The organism is Desulfomonilia bacterium (assembly GCA_036567785.1).
GTDB lineage: Bacteria > Desulfobacterota > Desulfomonilia > UBA1062 > UBA1062 > DATCTV01.
Map to the genome: position 1 here is coordinate 52637 of DATCTV010000054.1, position 17880 is coordinate 70516.

Genomic DNA, 17880 nt, shown 5'->3' on the forward strand with positions numbered 1-17880 from the left:
TACCGGGGATAATTTGATCGTTAATTTCTGTATGGTGGATGGCGTCACACCGCGACTCTGTGAAAATGAATCGGGAAAACCGGGTAAAGAGATTTCAATTAAAAAAATTCTTCCGCCTGTTGTTCCTTCAAAGGTGGTGTGTGTAGGTCTTAATTATCGTGATCATGCAAAAGAGCTCGGTCTTGACCTTCCGAAAGAACCGCTCATCTTCATCAAACCGGGCACTTCAGTCATCGGCCATCTTGATAACATCCTTTACCCCGTTCAGTCCGAACGTGTGGATTATGAGGCCGAACTTGCCGTTGTTATATCAAGACCATGTTCAAAGGTAAGCCCTGAAGAAGCGGCAGGTTATGTTCAGGGATATACATGTCTTAACGATGTAACCGCACGGGACCTTCAGATCAAGGACGGACAGTGGACGAGGGCCAAATCATTCGACACCTTCTGCCCCATTGGTCCCCATATTGAAACAGAAATAAGCGATCCCAATAATCTTGATATAAGGCTTGTCCTTAACGGAGAAATCAGGCAGGCATCCAATACCTCGAATCTGATTTTTCCGGTGAATGAGCTTATTTCCACGATCTCTCATATAATGACCCTTAATGAAGGTGATATAATTGCAACCGGGACACCATCAGGTATAGGCCCTATGAATAGGGGCGACAAGGTATGTGTTGAGATAGAAGGCATAGGTGTCCTTGAAAATATGCTTGTATAATGCTCGGTTATCTTTCGATAGGATCAAACATCGGGAACAGAAAGAAATACCTTGAAAACGCCCTGTCAGAATTGACACTTAGAAAAATCAATATATTAAAGAAATCCTCCATATACGAATCGCTGCCGTTTGAAACAGATGATTTTCAGGGAAACTATCTGAATATGGCGGTGATGGTATCATTTGATATGGGGCCGTTTGCGCTTTTAAAAGACTGCCTTGATATTGAAAATAAACTGGGGCGTATAAGACCATATCGCCATGCACCGAGGACTTTGGATATTGACATCCTCATGGTTGAGCATATTTTTATTCGTACGGATGTTCTGATACTGCCGCATCCGGGAATTGAAAAACGTGCTTTTGTAATCTGGCCGCTTGGCGAAATTTCACCGGATATGTTACTGCCGTCAGGCAGATATATTCGTGAGGTTAAAGAATCATTAAAAGATAGTGAAAATTTAAATATATGGAAAATATAGATCAAACTTCAGAATCCGAGCAGAAACGAAAGGTCCTGGTTATTGACGACAATCAGATCGTCAATAAAGTTATTTCAGATTATCTGAAAGAATACGGGTTCATGGTGAATCAGGCATATGACGGTCCTTCAGCCATAGAGATATTCGACAAAGAAAGGCATGATCTTGTTTTTCTTGATTACCGCATGCCGGAAATGGACGGCATGGAGGTTTTAAAGGGAATAAAAAACCTTGATGAAAATGCATTTGTTATCTTCATGACCGGCGAAGGTTCGGAAGATATTGCAGTAACCGCAATGAAATCGGGTGCGGTGGATTATCTGACAAAACCCATATCATATACCGACCTTGCCCATCTGGCCGGAAAGTGGATAAAGGAACATGATCTCCTTCTCGAGAATATCAGATTAAAGACTGTTTCGGAGGCACATAAGAATTATATAGTCAGTATTACGGAAACACTGGGGGAGGCGGTGATTACCACAGATCCTCAAGGCAGGATAAACTTTATGAACTCTACCGCCTTAAGACTCTGGGGGGCAACCGGCAGCCTCAACGGACAGGATATCGGCATTTTATTACATAACCTTCATCGTGACATCTTTGCAGAGCTTAACAGTGCCCTGGATGAAGGAATTGACAAGTATGAGGTTGAGTGTCTGTTCAAAAGACTTGACGGGTGTACTTTCCCGGGATTTATGACTGCATCCAGGCTTAATATAGATCCATACCAAGATTATATAGTCGTAGTTGTGCGCGATCTGAGCGATATCGATGAAATGCGCAGGCGGATGATCAATACGGAAAAGCTTGCATCCCTTGGCAAAGTAGTAGAAGGGGTCGCTCATGAAATAAGAAACTCACTGACCTCACTGGGTGGTTTCTCGAGGAGACTCGGAAAGGTAATTCAGGATTCGGGAGAACCCAAGCTTTATCTCGATTATATCATGGATGATGTAAGAAGACTTGAGAACGTGATCCAGGAAATAGAAGAATATGTAAATTATACAAAAATACATAAACCCATGTTCGTTCAATTGGATATCAGAGATGTTATCGATGAAGCTATTCAACAGATTTTTGCCAATGGATCATTTCCAGGGATCAGGTATATGGTGAATACCCCCGATGGGCTTCCTAATATACAGGCTGACAAGGATTTCATTATTGAAGCGTTCGGAAACATTATAAAAAATGCCTGTGAGGCAATGGGATTGGAGGGGTTGCTGGAAATAAACGTAGAGATTGACCCTGAATACATGATTGTGGATTTTGTCGATACAGGAAGAGGTATTCCGCCGGACGAGATAAAGGAGATATTCAATCCGTTTTTTACCACCAAACAGAAAGGTGCCGGGGTGGGACTGACAAAAGTATATATGATCCTGGAGGAGCATGGCGGTTATATAACTGTAAAAAGTGCTCTCGGCAAAGGCACCAGAATGAGGGTATATCTCCCGAGGTTCCTGTCCCAGAAAAAGCTTATGGCGCAAAGCTGCTGATTTATGATAATTAATGGGTTCACCTGAAAAGACCGATTAGAAAATGTAAGGATAAAAATATGTTTTCATCAAGAGTGAATGGCATAATTAAAATTTTAAGCTTTACGCTGATAGCCATTTCTATCCCCTTTTTCCCATGCAAAGCGGACATTTATAAACAGGTGCTTCCTGACGGTACATTATATTTCACCAACTGCCCCATAGACAGAAGCGATATGAAGCTTTATTTGAAAGAGAAGCGCAAGATAAAAACGAAGTCATATTCCGGCATCAGCCGCATACCGCAGTTCAAGCTTTCAAACAAAAAATACGACCAGTTGATTCAGGAATATTCAAGGCTTCACGGGGTAGACCCCTTACTGGTAAAGTGTGTCATGGAATTGGAATCGGGTTACAATCCCATGGCGCTGTCCTCGAAAGGGGCAATCGGGCTCATGCAGCTCATGCCCGGAACTGCAAGCATTCTAGGCGTCAATCCCTGGGATGAAGAGGAGAACATCAAGGGGGGTACAAGATATCTGGCAGATATGCTGAACCGGTATAACTGGGATATCGAAAAGGCGCTTGCCGCATATAACGCAGGCCCCGGCGCAGTCGATAAATGGGGCGGCATCCCTCCTTATCAGGAAACGCAGGATTATGTTCGAATTATCAAGGCGAATTACAACAGTAAGGTAAAATAACTATGAATATAGCCAATATCCTTACAATGTCCCGCATCGTGATGGTTCCGATTATAGCCGTGCTAATGGTTTATGAATCATTCTGGGCTTCCATTGCGGCGGCGGCTATTTTCGGTCTGGGAACATTTACCGATTTTCTGGATGGGTATCTGGCCAGAAACTACAACATGGAATCAAACCTCGGGAAACTGCTGGACCCTCTTGCAGACAAATTGATGGTATGCACGATCCTGATATTTCTTATTCCGATGGGAAGGGCTCCTGCCTGGATAGTTGCAGTAATAATAGGCCGGGAGCTTGCCGTAACAGGTATAAGGGCAATCGCTTCAGAGCAGAATGTGATAATCGCCGCATCATGGCTGGGGAAATACAAGACAGCCTTTCAGTGTACGGCGATTATCGGACTCCTGATTCATTATACAATACTCGGTATAGAATTTCAGAAAGCAGGCGAATTTTTTCTATTGATAGCCTGCTTCTTCACCATCTGGAGCGGTTGGGATTATATTTACAGCCACATCAAGGCTGTCGCATGATCAGTGAGACGCCTTCTGCTCGGGGGCTGTCGTGATGCCAAGTTGCTCGTAAAGCGGGCAATAACCAGACATAACACTTGAGATCAGGGATGCTCCGCCAAGCATCAGAAGAAGCCCGAACTTACCTTTAAGCCACCCTTTCAAAAAAGCGATAGAAGTCAAAAAAACAATAAGAGCCCTGACAAGTCTGTCGGCTGTTCCTACATTTTTATCCATTGAAGCCTCCATAAGGATTTTGTTTGTAATTATTTCAGTCAAAAACCAGAAGCAGTTTAACCTGAAAATATCATTCCTGGCAATCCCTGATGCTTATTGACACCAGATAATACTTGTTTATTCTTTTCACAAGATATCATGAAGGAGATAACATGGAACTGAGCTTTGTTTATATAACGGCTTCAAATGTGGCTGAGGCAGAAAAAATAGGATCGATGCTGGTGGAAAAGAGACTCGCCGCCTGTGTCAATATATTTGAGAAGATGACCTCCATCTATCGTTGGGAAGGAAAGGTTCATAAAGAAGAGGAAACAGTCATCATTGCAAAAACAAGGACCGGATTAATCGATGAATTGACAGCGAAGGTCAGGGAACTTCACAGCTACACTGTTCCCTGTATAGTCAGTCTGCCTGTCGCTGGAGGTAATCCTGATTTCTTGAACTGGATTGAAAATGAAACGAAACCTTAATCCTATCTTTCACCAGTTATATAGATAGTCAGTTTATCACCGGGGCGGATGCTGGATGAGGAATTCAGCTGGTTCCATTTCTTGATATCTGCTTCTTTAACCTCATAAAGTTTTGATATCTTCCAGATCGTATCACCCTTTTTAACATTATATCTTAGCACGCGGGGTTTTTTGTTAATGGAGGTCATGCTTGCATATCTGGACTTATTTTTCTCAACGGCCATATCTGATTTTATGGTTGCATCCTCCAATTCCTCATCCTGCTGACTGTTTTTATGAGTTCTGAAATCCTTTGAAGCGAGGATCTTCTTTTCCTTTTGTTTCATGTAAATATCTTCTGGTATTATTAAAACAGTTCCCGGGGAAAGCTTGTCCTTTTTATCTATCCTGTTGAATACCAGAATCTTATCGGTTGTTGTGTCATGTTTTTTTGCAATCGAATAAAGGGTATCACCTTTCTGAACGGCATATGAAGCATATTGAACGGATAGATTTTTATCTGATTTCAATGATGATGCAACTAGTTCTCCGGTGCCTGCAGGCACCTTCAGTTTGTACTCTTTTGCGCGGGGGGGGGTGCATTTTCTTATAAGTTCCGGATTGAGAGAGGTAATAGCGGAAACAGGGCTGCCTGTTATGCCTGATATCTTTTCGAATGTAATGTATGAGTTGACTGTGACTGTATCATAGCATGCAGGTTCTGCGTCAATGGCCTGGGGGATATTGTATTTATCGCGGTTTCTGCCGATCTGTACTGCCGCGAGTATTTTAGGGACAAATGCAATTGTTTCGTATTTATATATCATGTCCGGTGAGATGTCCCAGAATGTTTTTACATCACTGTTTTTTTTCATTAGCCGGTCTATTGCCATTTCGCCGGCATTGTATGCGGCGCAGGCAAGCAGCCAGTCGCCGAACATTTTATAAAGCTCTTTGAGATATTTTGCTGCAGCCCTTGTTGATTTATCCAGGTCTCTCCTTTCATCGACCCAACGATCGATCTTAAGTCCGTAAAGCCTTGCCGTACCGGGTAGAAACTGCCAGTAACCGCAGGCTCCCGAAGGTGATAAGGCATTGGGATTACCGCCGCTTTCTACAAAAGCCAGGTATACAAGATCCTTTGGGATGCCCTGCTCCTCAAGGATAGCCTCCATCCTCGGACGCACCTTTTCAAACCGGTTGAGTTCGCCGATATAATAAGCCCTGTCTTTACCGAGAGCCTTATCAATATATTTTTTTGTTTCGATGTTATCCATACCAGGCAATCTGCAGGCTGAAACTTTTGTATCGGCGTTTTGTTTTTCTTCAGCGCCGTCACCAGTTGGTCCCTTATTTTGATTATCTATATATTTTTTATTTTCTGTTAATACCTGATTGGTTTCGGGTTCGATTTGGTTTGTTTCAGGCGGTATCTGTTTATTTTCTTCTATGATTGGCTTATTACCTTGAGGCTGGTTATGGTCCCCATGCCCGGTTATATCGGGAGGCGGGTATGTCTGCGGCATGTGTGAACATGATAAAAAGACAAATGCATAAAGCAGAAGCCATATTAAATTTCCCTTCAACTTCAGCATTTTAAAAGGTTACCTCCCTGATGAACAGTTTTACATAGGTTTTCATCATTTACAAAAAATAAATGAATCTTTCAAGCTTAATATTTCGTCTATATTTTGCTTAGAAAAGGCAAATATTGACGATAAAACAAAGAAAATATAGATTAATAACTGGAGGGTAAGGAAAAACATGAATCTGCCAGTAATCAGAAATAACAGTTCATCAGAACTTATAAGAAGATTTGAAATGTTCCCTGTTATCTCCAGAGAAGAGGAGTATTCTCTGGCTAAACGGCTGAGGGATTATAATGATGTTGAGGCGGCACAAAGTCTCATAACTTCGAATCTCAGAAACGTTGTAAGAATAGCAATGGATTATGAAGGATATGGACTGCCTATTGAAGATATTATCCAGGAAGGCACCATCGGTTTGATGATTGCCGTCAAGAAGTATGACCCTGATAAGGGTTACAGGCTTATGACCTATGCGGTGTGGTGGATAAAGGCCATGATACACGATTACATCCTTAAATTTTTCTCGCATGTGAGAATCGGTACGACAAAACTTCAAAAAAAGCTTTTCTATGGACTTAATAAGCTTACCAGAGAAGAACACCTCGAGGGTCAGAATATTGACAGTAGATCTCAGGCAATATCTGCAAAGCTTTCTGTCGATCAGAAGCAGATTGAGGATATAATTTCCAGACTGTCATCAAGGGATCAGTCTCTTGACAGTCCAATAGCTACAGACAGTGATACAAGCTTTCTGGATTTTCTGGCGGACACAAGGTCAAATCCTGAAGATAAGTTTATTGAAAAAGAGACAAGTGAAAATGTTAAAAAACATATAGAGACAGCACTTTCAATGCTGTCGGAAAGAGAAAAGGATATAGCCGTACACAGGCTGATGGTTGACAGGCCTGTTACTCTGGATGAATTGGGGAATAAATATAATATATCCAGGGAGCGTGTGCGGCAGATAGAAAATGCAGTAAGAATAAAGCTTAAAGATGCACTTAAAGGTAATATCGAATATATGACAATATGAAGGGGGAGAGAAATGCCTGTTTTTAAAAGACAATCTTTGAGGGACATTCTCTATCTCCAGGACAGAATGAATAAAATATTTGAAGACAGTATTAAACCTGCCACCCCCCAGACAAGCCCCCAGGAACTGGTCCCTCCCGTTGATATATATGAAAATGATAAGAGCGTGACAATAAAGGCGGAACTCCCCGGCCTGAACAGGGATGAGATCATCGTTGATATCAGCGGCAACACTTTATCTATCGGTGGCCGCAAGAACAAGGCCCACGATGACAGAATTGACAACTACCACGTGATTGAGAGACAGTACGGTTCATTCAAGAGGACTTTCAAACTGCCGGAAGGGGTAGATATGGATAAGATATCTGCCAATTTCGAATATGGCGTACTAGAAATCAACCTGCCGAAGGAAAAGGGTATCGCTGTCCGTAGAGTTCCTATTTCCAAGGATTGAATCTGAAGGTATAGATTTTCATTCCATCAGGATTCCCTGGGTTGATGCAATTTTCCGGTTGAAATCTTGTATCAAGTGATGGTTCATCTGATGCCATGTAATAAAATTTGCCATTGTCTTGAAGTATTTCCGCAGCAATCTTTACAAGAGAATCTTTCGGTGAAAATGCCCTGGATATAACTGCCGGAAATTTACCGACATGGCTTACAAGCGGATCTGCCTCAACAATTGCTGCATTTTTTAATCCCATGCAGGAGATGGAATGTCTCAAAAAGGTGCATTTTTTTTCTGAACGCTCAATTAAAATGACTTCCGAGCCAGGGTGCATAACCGCAAACGGAATTCCCGGGATGCCGGAACCGGTACCCAGATCTGCCAGAATGTCTTCGTTTACAGGTTCAATAAGCTTCAGGCAGTTGTCGATTTCCTTCTCAATGTTTTTCAAAACCTGCGGTCCAACGAGGTGAAGTGATTTGTTGAAACGTATGATCTCTCTTATCCAGATATTCAAAATGTCGTTCATCACTTGCCGATACAAAACCTGGAGAATATGTCATCCAGTACGTCCTGGTCCATCTCTTCACCCAGGATTGATTTTAAAGCCTTGATTGCCTCTTTGAGATCAGTTATCGCTGCATCCGGTGTAACAGTTAAGAGCCCATTTTTGAAAGCCTTTAATGCATCAAGTGCTTTTTTGACCAGTGCTCCATGTCTCTCAATGAAAAGACAGGGAATCCCTTGTGGAAACTGATTCCGCATTGTCGTCAGAAGTCTGTCGATTCCGATATTGTATTTTGCGGATACACATACCGATAAGATATCATCAGCCATCTCAATAGGTTTGCTGCAAAGATCCGATTTATTGAATACTGCTATTATATTATTCCGACTTGATAGCCATTGCCTGTCTTTTTCGGTAATACCTTTTACGGAGTCTATCACATACAGGACCATATCAGCGTTTTCCATTGCCTGTTTAGTCATTTCAATTCCTGCCGCTTCAGGCCCTTTTCCGGGTTCCCTTAATCCTGCAGTGTCAAGAAAGATAAAATCGAGGCCATTGAACTCAAGGTGCTCTTTGATAACATCCCTGGTAGTTCCTTCCTCCTCGTGAACTATTGCTCGGTCATAACCGAGTATTGCATTAAAAAGTGATGATTTGCCTGCATTCGGCAGTCCTGCTATTGCAGTCCGAATGCCTGAATATGCATACCCGCTCTCATCATAGCTGGATTTATATCCTTGAAGCATCAGTATTTTCTGTTCTATCCTCTGAAGAAAGCGGCTGGTATCAAGCTCTGATTCATCGAGTATGAAATCGGCTTCAAACTCTGAGTACAGCTGCTCAAGGTCATTCTTTATCGATTTTATGCCATCGGAGAGTTTGCCGCTCATCAGGCTTTTCGACATTTCAATTGCACAATAACTTTTTGCACCTATCAGGGCACTGATCGCTTCGGCCTGGGCAATATCCATCTTTCCGTTAAGATATGCCCTTGAGGTGAACTCTCCCCTGTCTGCCTCAACTGCAAGGCCTGTTGCAATTATGGTATCGATAACAGATTTAACCAGAAGAGGGTTCCCATGACAGCTTATTTCGGCCGTATCCTCTCCTGTATAAGATGACGGCCCGGGATGAAATACAGCCATAACAGTATCAACAAGTTTTGCATCGGGGTCTTTTATTCCGGCCTTTTTCTGAAAATGGGGTGGCCATTCATATATTCCGGTTATTAAACGCAATATTCGAAGTGTTTCCGGACCGGTGATTCTGATAATGCTTATGGCACCTGTACCTCTTGGTGTCGATTCTGCAAAAACGGTTAGGGGCTTTATCGTGGCTGTTTCCTCGTTTTGGGCTGGATAACCACCTTCTTGAAAACCCCTTCACCGATGCTTCTGGTGTTGAGGTCAGGTTCGCTCTTCAAGGTAAGGTGGATTATTCTGCGGTCATAGGGATTCATCATCTCAAGAGATACGGATTTGCCGGTTTTTCTCGCCTTTTGCCCCATCTTTATCGCCATTGATTTGAGTCGATCGATATGACGTTCCCTGTATTTTTCGGTGTCGATCGTTATGTGTATCATATCCTGACGGTCTTTATTCGCGATGCGGTTGATAATGAACTGCAATGCGTCAAGTGTCTGTCCATGCTTGCCTATCAGAAGCCCGCTGCCGTCGCCAGTGATCTCAAGCACGCCGTCGCTTCTGAGCTGAACCTCGGAATTTTCAATCTGCATTTTTGCAAGAATTTCCGTTAGAACGGTTTTCATTTCAATCAGAACCTGTTCAGGGACTTCTTTTGATGGTGACAGCAGCTCTTCACTTGATTGGGATTCAGGCATTTCAGGGGCGGCATCATCTATATCCACTGGTGAATCATTATCACGGGCAGTAGCCAGCCGCGCCTTTATTTTTGCATTTTTTCCGCCCATTCCCAAAAAGCCCTTTGAAGCCTCAACCAGAATCTGTATATCGAGATCTTCAAAGCTCACACGAAAAGCCCTCATGGCCTGGACGATTGCTTCATCAACTGATCTGCCTTCAAATTCCTTGTATTCCATTGTGGCAGTTTCCTCCTTTATTCAGTTACACGATTAATATAAACCTGCTGAATTATCGACAGGATATTGCTTATCAGCCAGTAAATGACAAGTCCCGAAGGGAATGTCAGGAACATGAATGTAAATATCAGCGGCATGAACATCATTATTTTCTGCTGCATGGCGTCCCCTGGTGTCGGGGTCATTTTCTGCTGAATGAACCAGCTTGCACCCATAAGAAGAGGAGTTATCAGATACGGGTCGGGCGCAGACAGGTCGGGAAGCCAGGTGCCAACAATATGAAAAGGTGTCTGCCTCAGTTCGATTGCAGACTGAAAAACTCTGTACAGTGCAAACAGTATCGGGATCTGAAGTAGAAGGGGAAGACAGCCTCCCATCGGATTGATTTTATGGTCTTTATACAGCTTCATCAGCTCCTGGTTCTGGCGCTGCCTGTCATCCTTGTATTTTTCCTGGATTTCCTTCATCAGGGGCTGAATTTTCTGAAGTCCTTTCATTGATTTGAAACTCTTCAGAGAAAGCGGATAAAGGATAAGCTTGATTATGAAAGTCAGGATAATGATTGTCCATCCATAGCTGCCGACATATCTGTTTATCCAGTTCATGCTGATAAGCATAGGTTTTGCAACAATGTCAAAGAATCCGAAACTGAGTGCAGTATTAAGTCCGTATTTTGAATATAATTTCAATGAATTATACTCCTTGGGACCAATGTACATGCCCAGATCCTGTTCTATGGTTTTTCCAGGCTGAACCTCATACTGCTGTGAATACGAACTGGCAATGTATGTATTGTCCAGTCTTGAAATGTTAACAGATGCTTCAGGTGCAGTTATGGGGACTATTACATTCAGGAAATAAGTATCCTCATAGCCGAACCATTTTATGTTGCCGGTAAACGGTCTGAACTGGCCTGGTTCTTTTATTTTGGATAGCTTGAATTCTTCGAGGTGTTTCCCGTTTAAGAGCGCGGGCCCGTTAAATGTTGTTTTCGATAACTGGCCATCCACAGGATATGAAACCTTTTGTACTACATTGATGCCCAATGACCTGGCCTTATCCGATGAGTTGATGATTGTGTTTTTATAACCGATAAAATATGTCCCGGGGTCTATGGTGAAGGTTTTCCTAAGGGTTATTCCATCTGAGATCCGGGTATCGAATGAAAGTGCGAATGCATCTTTGTCAATTGATATTGTACCGGTTTTACTTGCATTGAATATAAGGTTTTCATCACTTGCACCACCTGTTAAGAAAACGCCGGGCATAGGGGTATTTATTGCCTGAACAAGTTCGGACGATTTGACTTTGGAGGCCTCTTTATCGAACATTCTTTTAACAAGTTCGGTTATGCTTGGGTTCGGTTTCTGTGCAAATTCATTATACTTTTTAAGTTTCATGGAAATTAGTCTTGCGCCTTTTGTGCTCCATTTCGCTTCAAATAAGGGGGTATTCGTGACAATAAACTCCTCCTGTGCAGTATCCGGTGCAACAGGGGAAGCCTGTGCGACAGTTTCTGATTCAGGAATTAAGGGTGACGGATTTTCTTTGACGGGCAGTTCTTTTGTTGTTTGCGGTTTTACATTCTTAAGCCTTTGCGGTTTCAGCACGAAATAATCCCAGGCAAAAAGTATTGCAATCGATAACACTATGGCAATTACTGTCTTCTTGTCCATATCTTCAAGTCTCCATAATTAATGTCAGGCAGGATCATACCCGCCAGGGTGTAAAGGATGGCATTTCAATATCCTCAGGCCTGCTTTAAGCATGCCCCTGACTGCACCGTATTTGTTGATGGCATCGATGGCATATTGTGAGCATGTCGGATGAAACCTGCAGCTGGATGGGAAAAGAGGAGATATTGCCAGTCTGTAAAACTTGATAAGAGTAAGAAAGAATTTCTTCAGCATCATTTCTTCAGGACTTTTTCAATTTCCAGAGAAATCCCAGCCAGATTGTCAATTCGACCGGACCTTGCAATGAGAACATAATCTTTTCCCGGTGCAAACCAAGGCTTGTTCAGTCGGAAAGCTTCACGCAGCAATCGTTTGATTCTGTTTCTCCTTACTGCGTTACCTGTTTTTTTGCTTACCGTCAGACCTATGCGTGCAAGGTTCAATGAATTCGGTGCAACAAGAATAATGAGATTTTTCGTAATCAGCCGTTCAGTTTTATGTTCGTCTACCTTCTTGAACTCATGTCTTTTGGTAAGCCTTAATTCCTTGGGAAATCTCTCGTCTGACATCAAACGGCCAAACGCTTGCGTCCCTTGGCCCTCCTTCTGTTGATAACCAGTTTTCCGCCACTAGTGCGCATACGAACGAGAAATCCGTGAGTGCGTTTCCGCCTCGTGTTGTGTGGCTGATAAGTCCGCTTCATTGCTCACCTCGATTCTAAAATTAGGGGGATACTATTTGCATATACGATTCTTTCTTGTCAAGAAATAAAACTGGACGCCAAAACGATAGTTGTTAAGTTAGTATTTGTACTAGTATTAACTTGACAATGTTGCTGACATCACGTAAGTCTTGCGCCCATCTGATATGCGATACAAATATACCGGAAAAATGAACCTTAAAGGAAGCCCTGGTTTACCTTGAAGTGTTTGCCGAAAGAATCGTGTTTCAGAAATAATGAAAATCGGTACCATCTCAATTGCCTGGGCTGGTCACTGGAAGAAGAGGTATTTAATATGGCAAAAGGAACAGTGAAGTGGTTTAACGAGAAAAAAGGATTTGGTTTCATTACGGAAGAAAGCGGAACTGATGTGTTTGTGCATTTTTCAGCAATTAAAAGTGACGGGTTCAAAACACTCGAAGAAGGCGAAAGAGTAACTTTTGATGTATCAAACGGCCCCAAAGGTCCGCAGGCGTCAAACGTTTTAAAAGCCTAATAATAACAGCCTCATAAAATTCGGAATCAAGGGCGGCCAAAGCCGCCCTGTTTTGTCAATTTCAAGTTTTTTCCAGAAGTATTATACCTTCGCAGATGAACTCAACTGAAAATAAGTCTTAAAAATTAATTCAAATGCAACTTTTACGTGTTTTTACTATAATGAAGTCTCATTTTATTGTTAAGGAGATTGATTATGAAGAAGATGTTAGCATTTGTATTGCTGATTGTTGTTTTCATGAGTACAGCTGCTTATGCTCAGGTTACGGCAATCGAAATCAGGGGTGCGGGAAATGACAAGTTTACAGGTGCGGTGACTGGATATGAATATTCCTACGGGGTGAGCGATGTAATCGTAAGAATATTTGCCAATGAAACCGGTTCAAGCCGTAAAATTCAAGCCACTATTACTTTCCAATCCACTGAAAATTATACTCCCAATGTTGATATTCTTCATAACGCATTGGAAAATCCAAACAAGAATTTCATGGTTGAGCTCAACAGCCCCAATAACACTGTTTTCAATAATACGAAAATCATGTCCGTGGTAGTGGTCGGTAAGCTTCGGCCGGCAGGTACAATTACAATTAAACCTCAATAAGAAGCTGTAAATTTATTTCTAATGAAATCCGGGACTGCTTATAAGATTTATCTTATAGGAAATGCCCATCTGGACCCTGTCTGGCTCTGGAAAAAGCCGCAGGGTCTCGCCGAGGTGAAAGCGACATTTCTGTCCGTCCTCATGCGTATGAAGGAGTTCCCTGATTTCACCTTTACCTGCAGCAGCGCCCTATACTACAAATGGGTGGAAGAGAACGCCCCTGAGATTTTCGAAGAGATCAGACAAAGGGTCAGAGAAGGAAGGTGGAATATAGTCGGCGGCTGGTGGATACAGCCCGACTGCAATCTTCCATGCGGTGAGTCGTTCGTGCGGCACGGGCTTTATTCCCAGCGGTATTTCCTTGACAGGTTCGGTTTTGTTGCAAAGACCGGCTATAACGTGGATTCGTTCGGTCACAGCGGCATGCTGCCACAGATTTTATTAAAAAGCGGCATGCAGAACTATGTCTTCATGAGGCCTTCCCATGATGAAAAAGACCTGCCGGGGCCGCTCTTCTGGTGGGAGAGTCCGGACGGCAGCCGTGTGCTCACCTTCAGAATCCCGTTCTGCTACAACCAGGAATGGGGAGACCCCAATGATGCCGCTCCCACGGAAAAACAGAAGCTGATTGCCACAAGGTCGCTGACCTCTCAGCTAGGTTACGAACTCATGGGCTTTTTCGGCGTGGGAAATCACGGAGGAGGACCTACCATATCAAACCTCAAGATGATCGAGGCCCTTAAAGAGGAATGGGGAGAAGAATCCCTGATAATGAGTTCGCCCGATGCCTATTTTGTCGACATGAAGCTCAAGAAGATGGACATTCCTGTTGTCAGAGACGACCTTCAGCACCATGCAAGCGGCGCCTACTGCGCCCACTCAGCCGTGAAAAAGTTAAACAGGCTTGCTGAGAACAGGCTCATGGCGTCCGAAAAGCTCTCGGCCGCCGCCATGCTGCTTACCGGTGCGGCCTTTCCGAACTCCCGCTTCGAAAGGGCCTGGCAGCAGGTGCTGTTCAACCAGTTCCACGACATAATCACCGGCTGCTGCATAAAAGAGGCGTATGACGATGTCTTCAGCGCCTACGGCGAGGCATTGAACATCGCATCAGAGGAGATGAATTTCGCAGTGCAGAAGATATCCTGGTCAATAGATACCTCATGCGGCGAAGACATCCCTTTGAGCAAAGATACGGACTGGATACTATGGGAGCATGAAAACAGGGGAATCCCGCTTGTGGTTTTCAACACCCTCTCCTGGGAGATCGAGGCCCCCATTCAGGTGCATAGGCAGGTGAAGGCCGTCACCGATGATGCCGGTCGCGCCCTGATGATCCAGCATGTGCGCGCGCCTCAGATGAACCTCGACGATAAATTGGATACACTGTTCATAGGAAAGATACCGGCTATGGGCTACCGCGTTTTCACGATATACAGAAACCTTGAAATCCCGACAGCAGCAATCCCGGGGGCATTGAATGTTTCGGAGACCCATATTGAAAACGCATTCATAAGGCTCGATTTCGACCCGGTTTCCGGCAACATCGACAGGCTTTATGACAAGCGAACGGGTTCTGACATTCTTTCAGGCCCCGGTGCTGCACCTGTCGTGATCGATGAACATGATTCCGATACATGGGCGCATTTTATTTTCAGGTTCGATAAGGTGATGGGCCGCTTCGGCGACACAGAGATGAAAGTCCTGGAGACGGGCCCTCTGAGGGCGATATTGAGGGTGACCAACCGCTTTGAAAGGTCCGTCTTGCAGCAGGACTTCATACTTTATCACGACAGACCGGATATCAATGTCAGGGTCAGACTCGACTGGCAGGAAAGGCACAAAATGCTAAAGATCGAATTCCCGGTGAACATAAAGGGCGTCCATGCAACCTACGAGATACCGTACGGATTCATCGAGAGGCCTGCCGAAGGCCTGGAAGTGCCCGCCCTGCAGTGGGCCGATCTTTCCGGAACTCATTGTAAAAGCAGCATCGCCTGCGGACTGACTATCATTACCGATGCGAAATACAGCTTCAGCGCAAGCGTAAACACCCTGAGCATGAGTGCGGTAAGAAGCCCCATATACGCCGATCATTACGGTTATGCGGAAAGAGACGCTTTCTGTGAGTTCATGGACCAGGGCGTCCAGGAGTTCAATTATGCCATTATCCCGCATGAAGGCGCGTGGCAGCAGTCAGGCGCTACGAAAAAGGCCTGTGAACTCAATACCTCGCCTACCCAGATCATGGAGACATATCATAAAGGTCCACTCGGAAAGATGATGCAGGGCATCAACATATCAGCCGGAAACGTTATCGCTACAGTATTCAAGAGGGCTGAGGACGGCGGCGGATATATCCTGCGCTGTTACGAGACCGAAGGCACACCTGTGTCGGCGACCATCACGCTCGGTATATGCAACAGGGATTTTACCGCCGTGTTCGGGCCGTGCGAGATTAAAACATTCTTCATTCCTGACACACCAGAAGCGCCTGTATCAGAAACAAGCATGATAGAACTTGAGCTCTGAAGGCATCAGAGTATGCAAATTGAAATCTGGTCCAAAATATTCAGAAAAAGGGTTAAATGGAAATTTACTTCAATTCCTTTGTCAAATAATGGAAGTACAAAATTCCTGTAAATTATAATAATTTCTCCGACCGGGGATCATATCCTGTCAGCCGGTATCTAATGGCCGGCATAAAAATTTTCCCGGGATAAAACCTTCAACCCCTGTTGCATTATGCGCGGAATGGGGTAAAGCATATTATAATTTTTTGAAAAGTTTTTGCCGGAAGGAGATACGATGTCCGCCGAATCGTCTTTCAGAAAGAATGAGTTTTTTGCCATTATATTGCTTGCCGTAATCAACCTCTTGATTTTTGCTGACCAGAACCTTATGGCTCCGAACCTTACTCAAATCGCCAGGGACTTCGGCTTCAATGCGGTCGAGCGTGACGTGAAACTGGGCGGCCAGATATCGCTCGTGTTCTGGGTCCTGGGCGCCTTGGTAACGCTAGTGATCGGCTATTTCACGGACAGGGTATCCCGCAAGATGCTTTTCATCGCCGTTGTCCTGATAGGTTCCATACCATGCATACTGACTGGTTTCGCCCGCAGCTACGAGCAGCTCTTCTGGCTGAGGGCGTTTACAGGCATAGGCATTGGCGGTGCGATACCGATAACGTTTTCGCTGATCGGCGACTACTTTTCACACAAAAACAGGGCGACTGCGGCGGCATGGATTACGCTCGTACAGGGAATGGGTGTTGCCGTTGGCCAGCTCATAGCCGGATTCATCGGTTCCAAATACGGCTGGCGTCTGCCTTTTATTCTCGTGGCTGCCCCTAACATGATACTCGTTTTCATATTCTGGATTTTCGTCAAGGAACCGCCGAGGGGCATAGCCGAAGAGAGCCTTAAAGAGCTTATTGAAAAGGGCGCCGTATATACCGGAAAAATCAACCGCTCGCTTTACAAGAACATATTCAAGATAAAGACCAACCTGCTGGTGCTCATCCAGGGCATTCCCGGGTGCATACCCTGGGGGGTGTTCTTCATCTATTTGAACGATTTCTATGCACAGGATAAAGGTTTTTCGGTCGAGATGGCAACTCTCATCGTTATGGCAGGAGGGGCGGCCGTGCTCGCGGGCTCTTTCGTGGGCGGCCTTATCGGCAACAAGATCTACAACAAGAATCCCAGATACCTCCCGGTTTTCATAGGCTTTTCATGCATAGCAGGCGTCATACCTATGGCATTCCTGATAAACTACCCTTCACAGGCGGGCGTACATGATCCGAGCGTGATCGTGCCGCTCCTGCTCGCCGTAATAACAGGTTTCACCGTAATCCTTCCCGCACCGAACATGAAGGCCATCACCCTTAATGTAAATTCACCAGAAACAAGGGGGTCCATACTTTCGCTTTCGAACCTTACAGACTCGCTAGGCCAGGGATTCGGGCCTGCGGTAATCAGTCTTTTTATTGTTGCATTCGGAAGGACTATGGCATTCAATATCGCCAACTCGTTCTGGGTACTCTGCGGACTGCTTCAGCTGCTGATGGTTGTCACGTTTCCGAAAGACGAGCAGGCTCTAAAGATTATGATGGATAAAAAAGCACTGGAAATGAGGCATTGATTACAGCAAAGGAGCA

21 protein-coding genes are annotated in these 17880 nt (G+C 44.3%); 12 read left to right on the top strand and 9 right to left on the bottom strand.

What is annotated here, in order from left to right; genetic code table 11:
- Nucleotides 1-31 precede the first annotated feature (31 nt).
- From VIS94_14250 to pgsA, 5 genes are read left to right on the top strand one after another with little or no spacing between them, the layout of a single operon-like run.
- A complete protein-coding gene (locus VIS94_14250; protein ID HEY9162235.1) occupies nt 32-724 on the top strand; it encodes a fumarylacetoacetate hydrolase family protein in 693 nt (230 codons plus the stop codon).
- A complete protein-coding gene (folK, locus tag VIS94_14255) occupies nt 724-1206 on the top strand; it encodes a 2-amino-4-hydroxy-6-hydroxymethyldihydropteridine diphosphokinase (protein HEY9162236.1) in 483 nt (160 codons plus the stop codon). The genes VIS94_14250 and folK overlap by 1 nt, the downstream gene beginning before the upstream one ends.
- A complete protein-coding gene (locus tag VIS94_14260; GenBank protein ID HEY9162237.1) occupies nt 1194-2708 on the top strand; it encodes a response regulator in 1515 nt (504 codons plus the stop codon). The genes folK and VIS94_14260 overlap by 13 nt, the downstream gene beginning before the upstream one ends.
- Nucleotides 2709-2767: 59 nt before the next feature.
- Nucleotides 2768-3391 (top strand): lytic transglycosylase domain-containing protein, encoded by a 624-nt coding sequence (locus VIS94_14265; GenBank protein HEY9162238.1) that lies wholly within the window; start codon nt 2768-2770, stop codon nt 3389-3391.
- Between the two features lie 2 nt (nt 3392-3393).
- A complete protein-coding gene (gene pgsA / locus VIS94_14270) occupies nt 3394-3927 on the top strand; it encodes a CDP-diacylglycerol--glycerol-3-phosphate 3-phosphatidyltransferase (GenBank protein HEY9162239.1) in 534 nt (177 codons plus the stop codon).
- Here the strand turns inward: pgsA and VIS94_14275 are convergent, their stop codons facing one another.
- The gene (locus VIS94_14275) at nt 3928-4143 is read right to left on the bottom strand and encodes a DUF2892 domain-containing protein (GenBank protein HEY9162240.1); all 216 of its coding nucleotides are present in this window, start codon (nt 4141-4143) and stop codon (nt 3928-3930) included.
- Between the two features lie 152 nt (nt 4144-4295).
- Between VIS94_14275 and cutA the strand changes: the two genes are divergently transcribed.
- Complete coding sequence (cutA, locus tag VIS94_14280; GenBank protein HEY9162241.1) at nt 4296-4613, top strand: divalent-cation tolerance protein CutA; 318 nt, start codon at nt 4296-4298, stop codon at nt 4611-4613.
- Between the two features lie 2 nt (nt 4614-4615).
- Here the strand turns inward: cutA and VIS94_14285 are convergent, their stop codons facing one another.
- On the bottom strand, nt 4616-6187 hold the full coding sequence (locus VIS94_14285) for a LysM peptidoglycan-binding domain-containing protein (GenBank protein ID HEY9162242.1): 1572 nt from the start codon (nt 6185-6187) through the stop codon (nt 4616-4618).
- Between the two features lie 169 nt (nt 6188-6356).
- Here VIS94_14285 and VIS94_14290 point away from each other — a divergent pair, with 169 nt between their 5' ends.
- Nucleotides 6357-7214, top strand: coding sequence for an RNA polymerase factor sigma-32 (locus tag VIS94_14290; protein HEY9162243.1), 858 nt, complete (start codon nt 6357-6359; stop codon nt 7212-7214).
- 12 nt (nt 7215-7226) lie between these two features.
- Nucleotides 7227-7667, top strand: a complete 441-nt coding sequence (locus VIS94_14295; protein ID HEY9162244.1) for an Hsp20/alpha crystallin family protein — start codon at nt 7227-7229, stop codon at nt 7665-7667.
- On the opposite strand, the gene VIS94_14300 is transcribed toward VIS94_14295, so the two are convergent.
- Genes VIS94_14300 through rpmH form a run of 7 tightly spaced genes read right to left on the bottom strand, consistent with a single transcriptional unit; the run spans nt 7651 to nt 12610 of the window.
- On the bottom strand, nt 7651-8190 hold the full coding sequence (locus VIS94_14300; GenBank protein HEY9162245.1) for an RsmG family class I SAM-dependent methyltransferase: 540 nt from the start codon (nt 8188-8190) through the stop codon (nt 7651-7653). The two genes, VIS94_14295 and VIS94_14300, sit on opposite strands and share 17 nt — an antisense overlap.
- Nucleotides 8190-9503 (bottom strand): tRNA uridine-5-carboxymethylaminomethyl(34) synthesis GTPase MnmE, encoded by a 1314-nt coding sequence (gene mnmE, locus VIS94_14305; protein ID HEY9162246.1) that lies wholly within the window; start codon nt 9501-9503, stop codon nt 8190-8192. The genes VIS94_14300 and mnmE overlap by 1 nt, the downstream gene beginning before the upstream one ends.
- A complete protein-coding gene (jag, locus tag VIS94_14310) occupies nt 9500-10231 on the bottom strand; it encodes an RNA-binding cell elongation regulator Jag/EloR (protein ID HEY9162247.1) in 732 nt (243 codons plus the stop codon). Before jag ends, mnmE begins: the two co-directional genes overlap by 4 nt.
- 17 nt (nt 10232-10248) lie before the next feature.
- Nucleotides 10249-11907 (bottom strand): membrane protein insertase YidC, encoded by a 1659-nt coding sequence (yidC, locus tag VIS94_14315; protein ID HEY9162248.1) that lies wholly within the window; start codon nt 11905-11907, stop codon nt 10249-10251.
- A gap of 24 nt (nt 11908-11931) precedes the next feature.
- Nucleotides 11932-12141, bottom strand: a complete 210-nt coding sequence (gene yidD / locus VIS94_14320; protein HEY9162249.1) for a membrane protein insertion efficiency factor YidD — start codon at nt 12139-12141, stop codon at nt 11932-11934.
- Nucleotides 12141-12476 carry a ribonuclease P protein component gene (gene rnpA, locus VIS94_14325; protein ID HEY9162250.1) on the bottom strand — a complete coding sequence of 112 codons (336 nt, stop codon included), beginning with the start codon at nt 12474-12476 and terminating at the stop codon, nt 12141-12143. Before rnpA ends, yidD begins: the two co-directional genes overlap by 1 nt.
- On the bottom strand, nt 12476-12610 hold the full coding sequence (gene rpmH, locus VIS94_14330; protein ID HEY9162251.1) for a 50S ribosomal protein L34: 135 nt from the start codon (nt 12608-12610) through the stop codon (nt 12476-12478). The genes rnpA and rpmH overlap by 1 nt, the downstream gene beginning before the upstream one ends.
- 313 nt (nt 12611-12923) lie before the next feature.
- On the opposite strand from rpmH, the gene VIS94_14335 reads away from it, so the two are divergent.
- The 4 genes from VIS94_14335 to VIS94_14350 all read left to right on the top strand — a co-directional run bounded on the left by VIS94_14335 (nt 12924) and on the right by VIS94_14350 (nt 17864).
- Nucleotides 12924-13124: a cold-shock protein gene (locus tag VIS94_14335; GenBank protein HEY9162252.1), complete on the top strand. Its 201-nt coding sequence runs from the start codon at nt 12924-12926 to the stop codon at nt 13122-13124.
- Nucleotides 13125-13319: 195 nt separating this feature from the next.
- On the top strand, nt 13320-13724 hold the full coding sequence (locus VIS94_14340) for a hypothetical protein (protein ID HEY9162253.1): 405 nt from the start codon (nt 13320-13322) through the stop codon (nt 13722-13724).
- A 21-nt stretch (nt 13725-13745) separates the two neighbouring features.
- The gene (locus VIS94_14345; protein ID HEY9162254.1) at nt 13746-16253 is read left to right on the top strand and encodes a glycoside hydrolase family 38 C-terminal domain-containing protein; all 2508 of its coding nucleotides are present in this window, start codon (nt 13746-13748) and stop codon (nt 16251-16253) included.
- Between the two features lie 276 nt (nt 16254-16529).
- Nucleotides 16530-17864, top strand: a complete 1335-nt coding sequence (locus VIS94_14350; protein HEY9162255.1) for an MFS transporter — start codon at nt 16530-16532, stop codon at nt 17862-17864.
- The last annotated feature ends 16 nt before the right edge of the window (nt 17865-17880 follow it).

What these genes read in the sequence shown, in the direction of transcription:
- VIS94_14250 (HEY9162235.1), top strand. Translation starts at nt 32, where the DNA reads ATGGTGGATGGCGTCACACCGCGACTCTGTGAAAATGAATCGGGAAAA.
- folK (HEY9162236.1), top strand. Translation starts at nt 724, where the DNA reads ATGCTCGGTTATCTTTCGATAGGATCAAACATCGGGAACAGAAAGAAA.
- VIS94_14260 (HEY9162237.1), top strand. Translation starts at nt 1,194, where the DNA reads ATGGAAAATATAGATCAAACTTCAGAATCCGAGCAGAAACGAAAGGTC.
- VIS94_14265 (HEY9162238.1), top strand. Translation starts at nt 2,768, where the DNA reads ATGTTTTCATCAAGAGTGAATGGCATAATTAAAATTTTAAGCTTTACG.
- pgsA (HEY9162239.1), top strand. Translation starts at nt 3,394, where the DNA reads ATGAATATAGCCAATATCCTTACAATGTCCCGCATCGTGATGGTTCCG.
- VIS94_14275 (HEY9162240.1), bottom strand. Translation starts at nt 4,143, where the DNA reads ATGGATAAAAATGTAGGAACAGCCGACAGACTTGTCAGGGCTCTTATT.
- cutA (HEY9162241.1), top strand. Translation starts at nt 4,296, where the DNA reads ATGGAACTGAGCTTTGTTTATATAACGGCTTCAAATGTGGCTGAGGCA.
- VIS94_14285 (HEY9162242.1), bottom strand. Translation starts at nt 6,187, where the DNA reads ATGCTGAAGTTGAAGGGAAATTTAATATGGCTTCTGCTTTATGCATTT.
- VIS94_14290 (HEY9162243.1), top strand. Translation starts at nt 6,357, where the DNA reads ATGAATCTGCCAGTAATCAGAAATAACAGTTCATCAGAACTTATAAGA.
- VIS94_14295 (HEY9162244.1), top strand. Translation starts at nt 7,227, where the DNA reads ATGCCTGTTTTTAAAAGACAATCTTTGAGGGACATTCTCTATCTCCAG.
- VIS94_14300 (HEY9162245.1), bottom strand. Translation starts at nt 8,190, where the DNA reads ATGAACGACATTTTGAATATCTGGATAAGAGAGATCATACGTTTCAAC.
- jag (HEY9162247.1), bottom strand. Translation starts at nt 10,231, where the DNA reads ATGGAATACAAGGAATTTGAAGGCAGATCAGTTGATGAAGCAATCGTC.
- yidC (HEY9162248.1), bottom strand. Translation starts at nt 11,907, where the DNA reads ATGGACAAGAAGACAGTAATTGCCATAGTGTTATCGATTGCAATACTT.
- yidD (HEY9162249.1), bottom strand. Translation starts at nt 12,141, where the DNA reads ATGCTGAAGAAATTCTTTCTTACTCTTATCAAGTTTTACAGACTGGCA.
- rnpA (HEY9162250.1), bottom strand. Translation starts at nt 12,476, where the DNA reads ATGTCAGACGAGAGATTTCCCAAGGAATTAAGGCTTACCAAAAGACAT.
- rpmH (HEY9162251.1), bottom strand. Translation starts at nt 12,610, where the DNA reads ATGAAGCGGACTTATCAGCCACACAACACGAGGCGGAAACGCACTCAC.
- VIS94_14335 (HEY9162252.1), top strand. Translation starts at nt 12,924, where the DNA reads ATGGCAAAAGGAACAGTGAAGTGGTTTAACGAGAAAAAAGGATTTGGT.
- VIS94_14340 (HEY9162253.1), top strand. Translation starts at nt 13,320, where the DNA reads ATGAAGAAGATGTTAGCATTTGTATTGCTGATTGTTGTTTTCATGAGT.
- VIS94_14345 (HEY9162254.1), top strand. Translation starts at nt 13,746, where the DNA reads ATGAAATCCGGGACTGCTTATAAGATTTATCTTATAGGAAATGCCCAT.
- VIS94_14350 (HEY9162255.1), top strand. Translation starts at nt 16,530, where the DNA reads ATGTCCGCCGAATCGTCTTTCAGAAAGAATGAGTTTTTTGCCATTATA.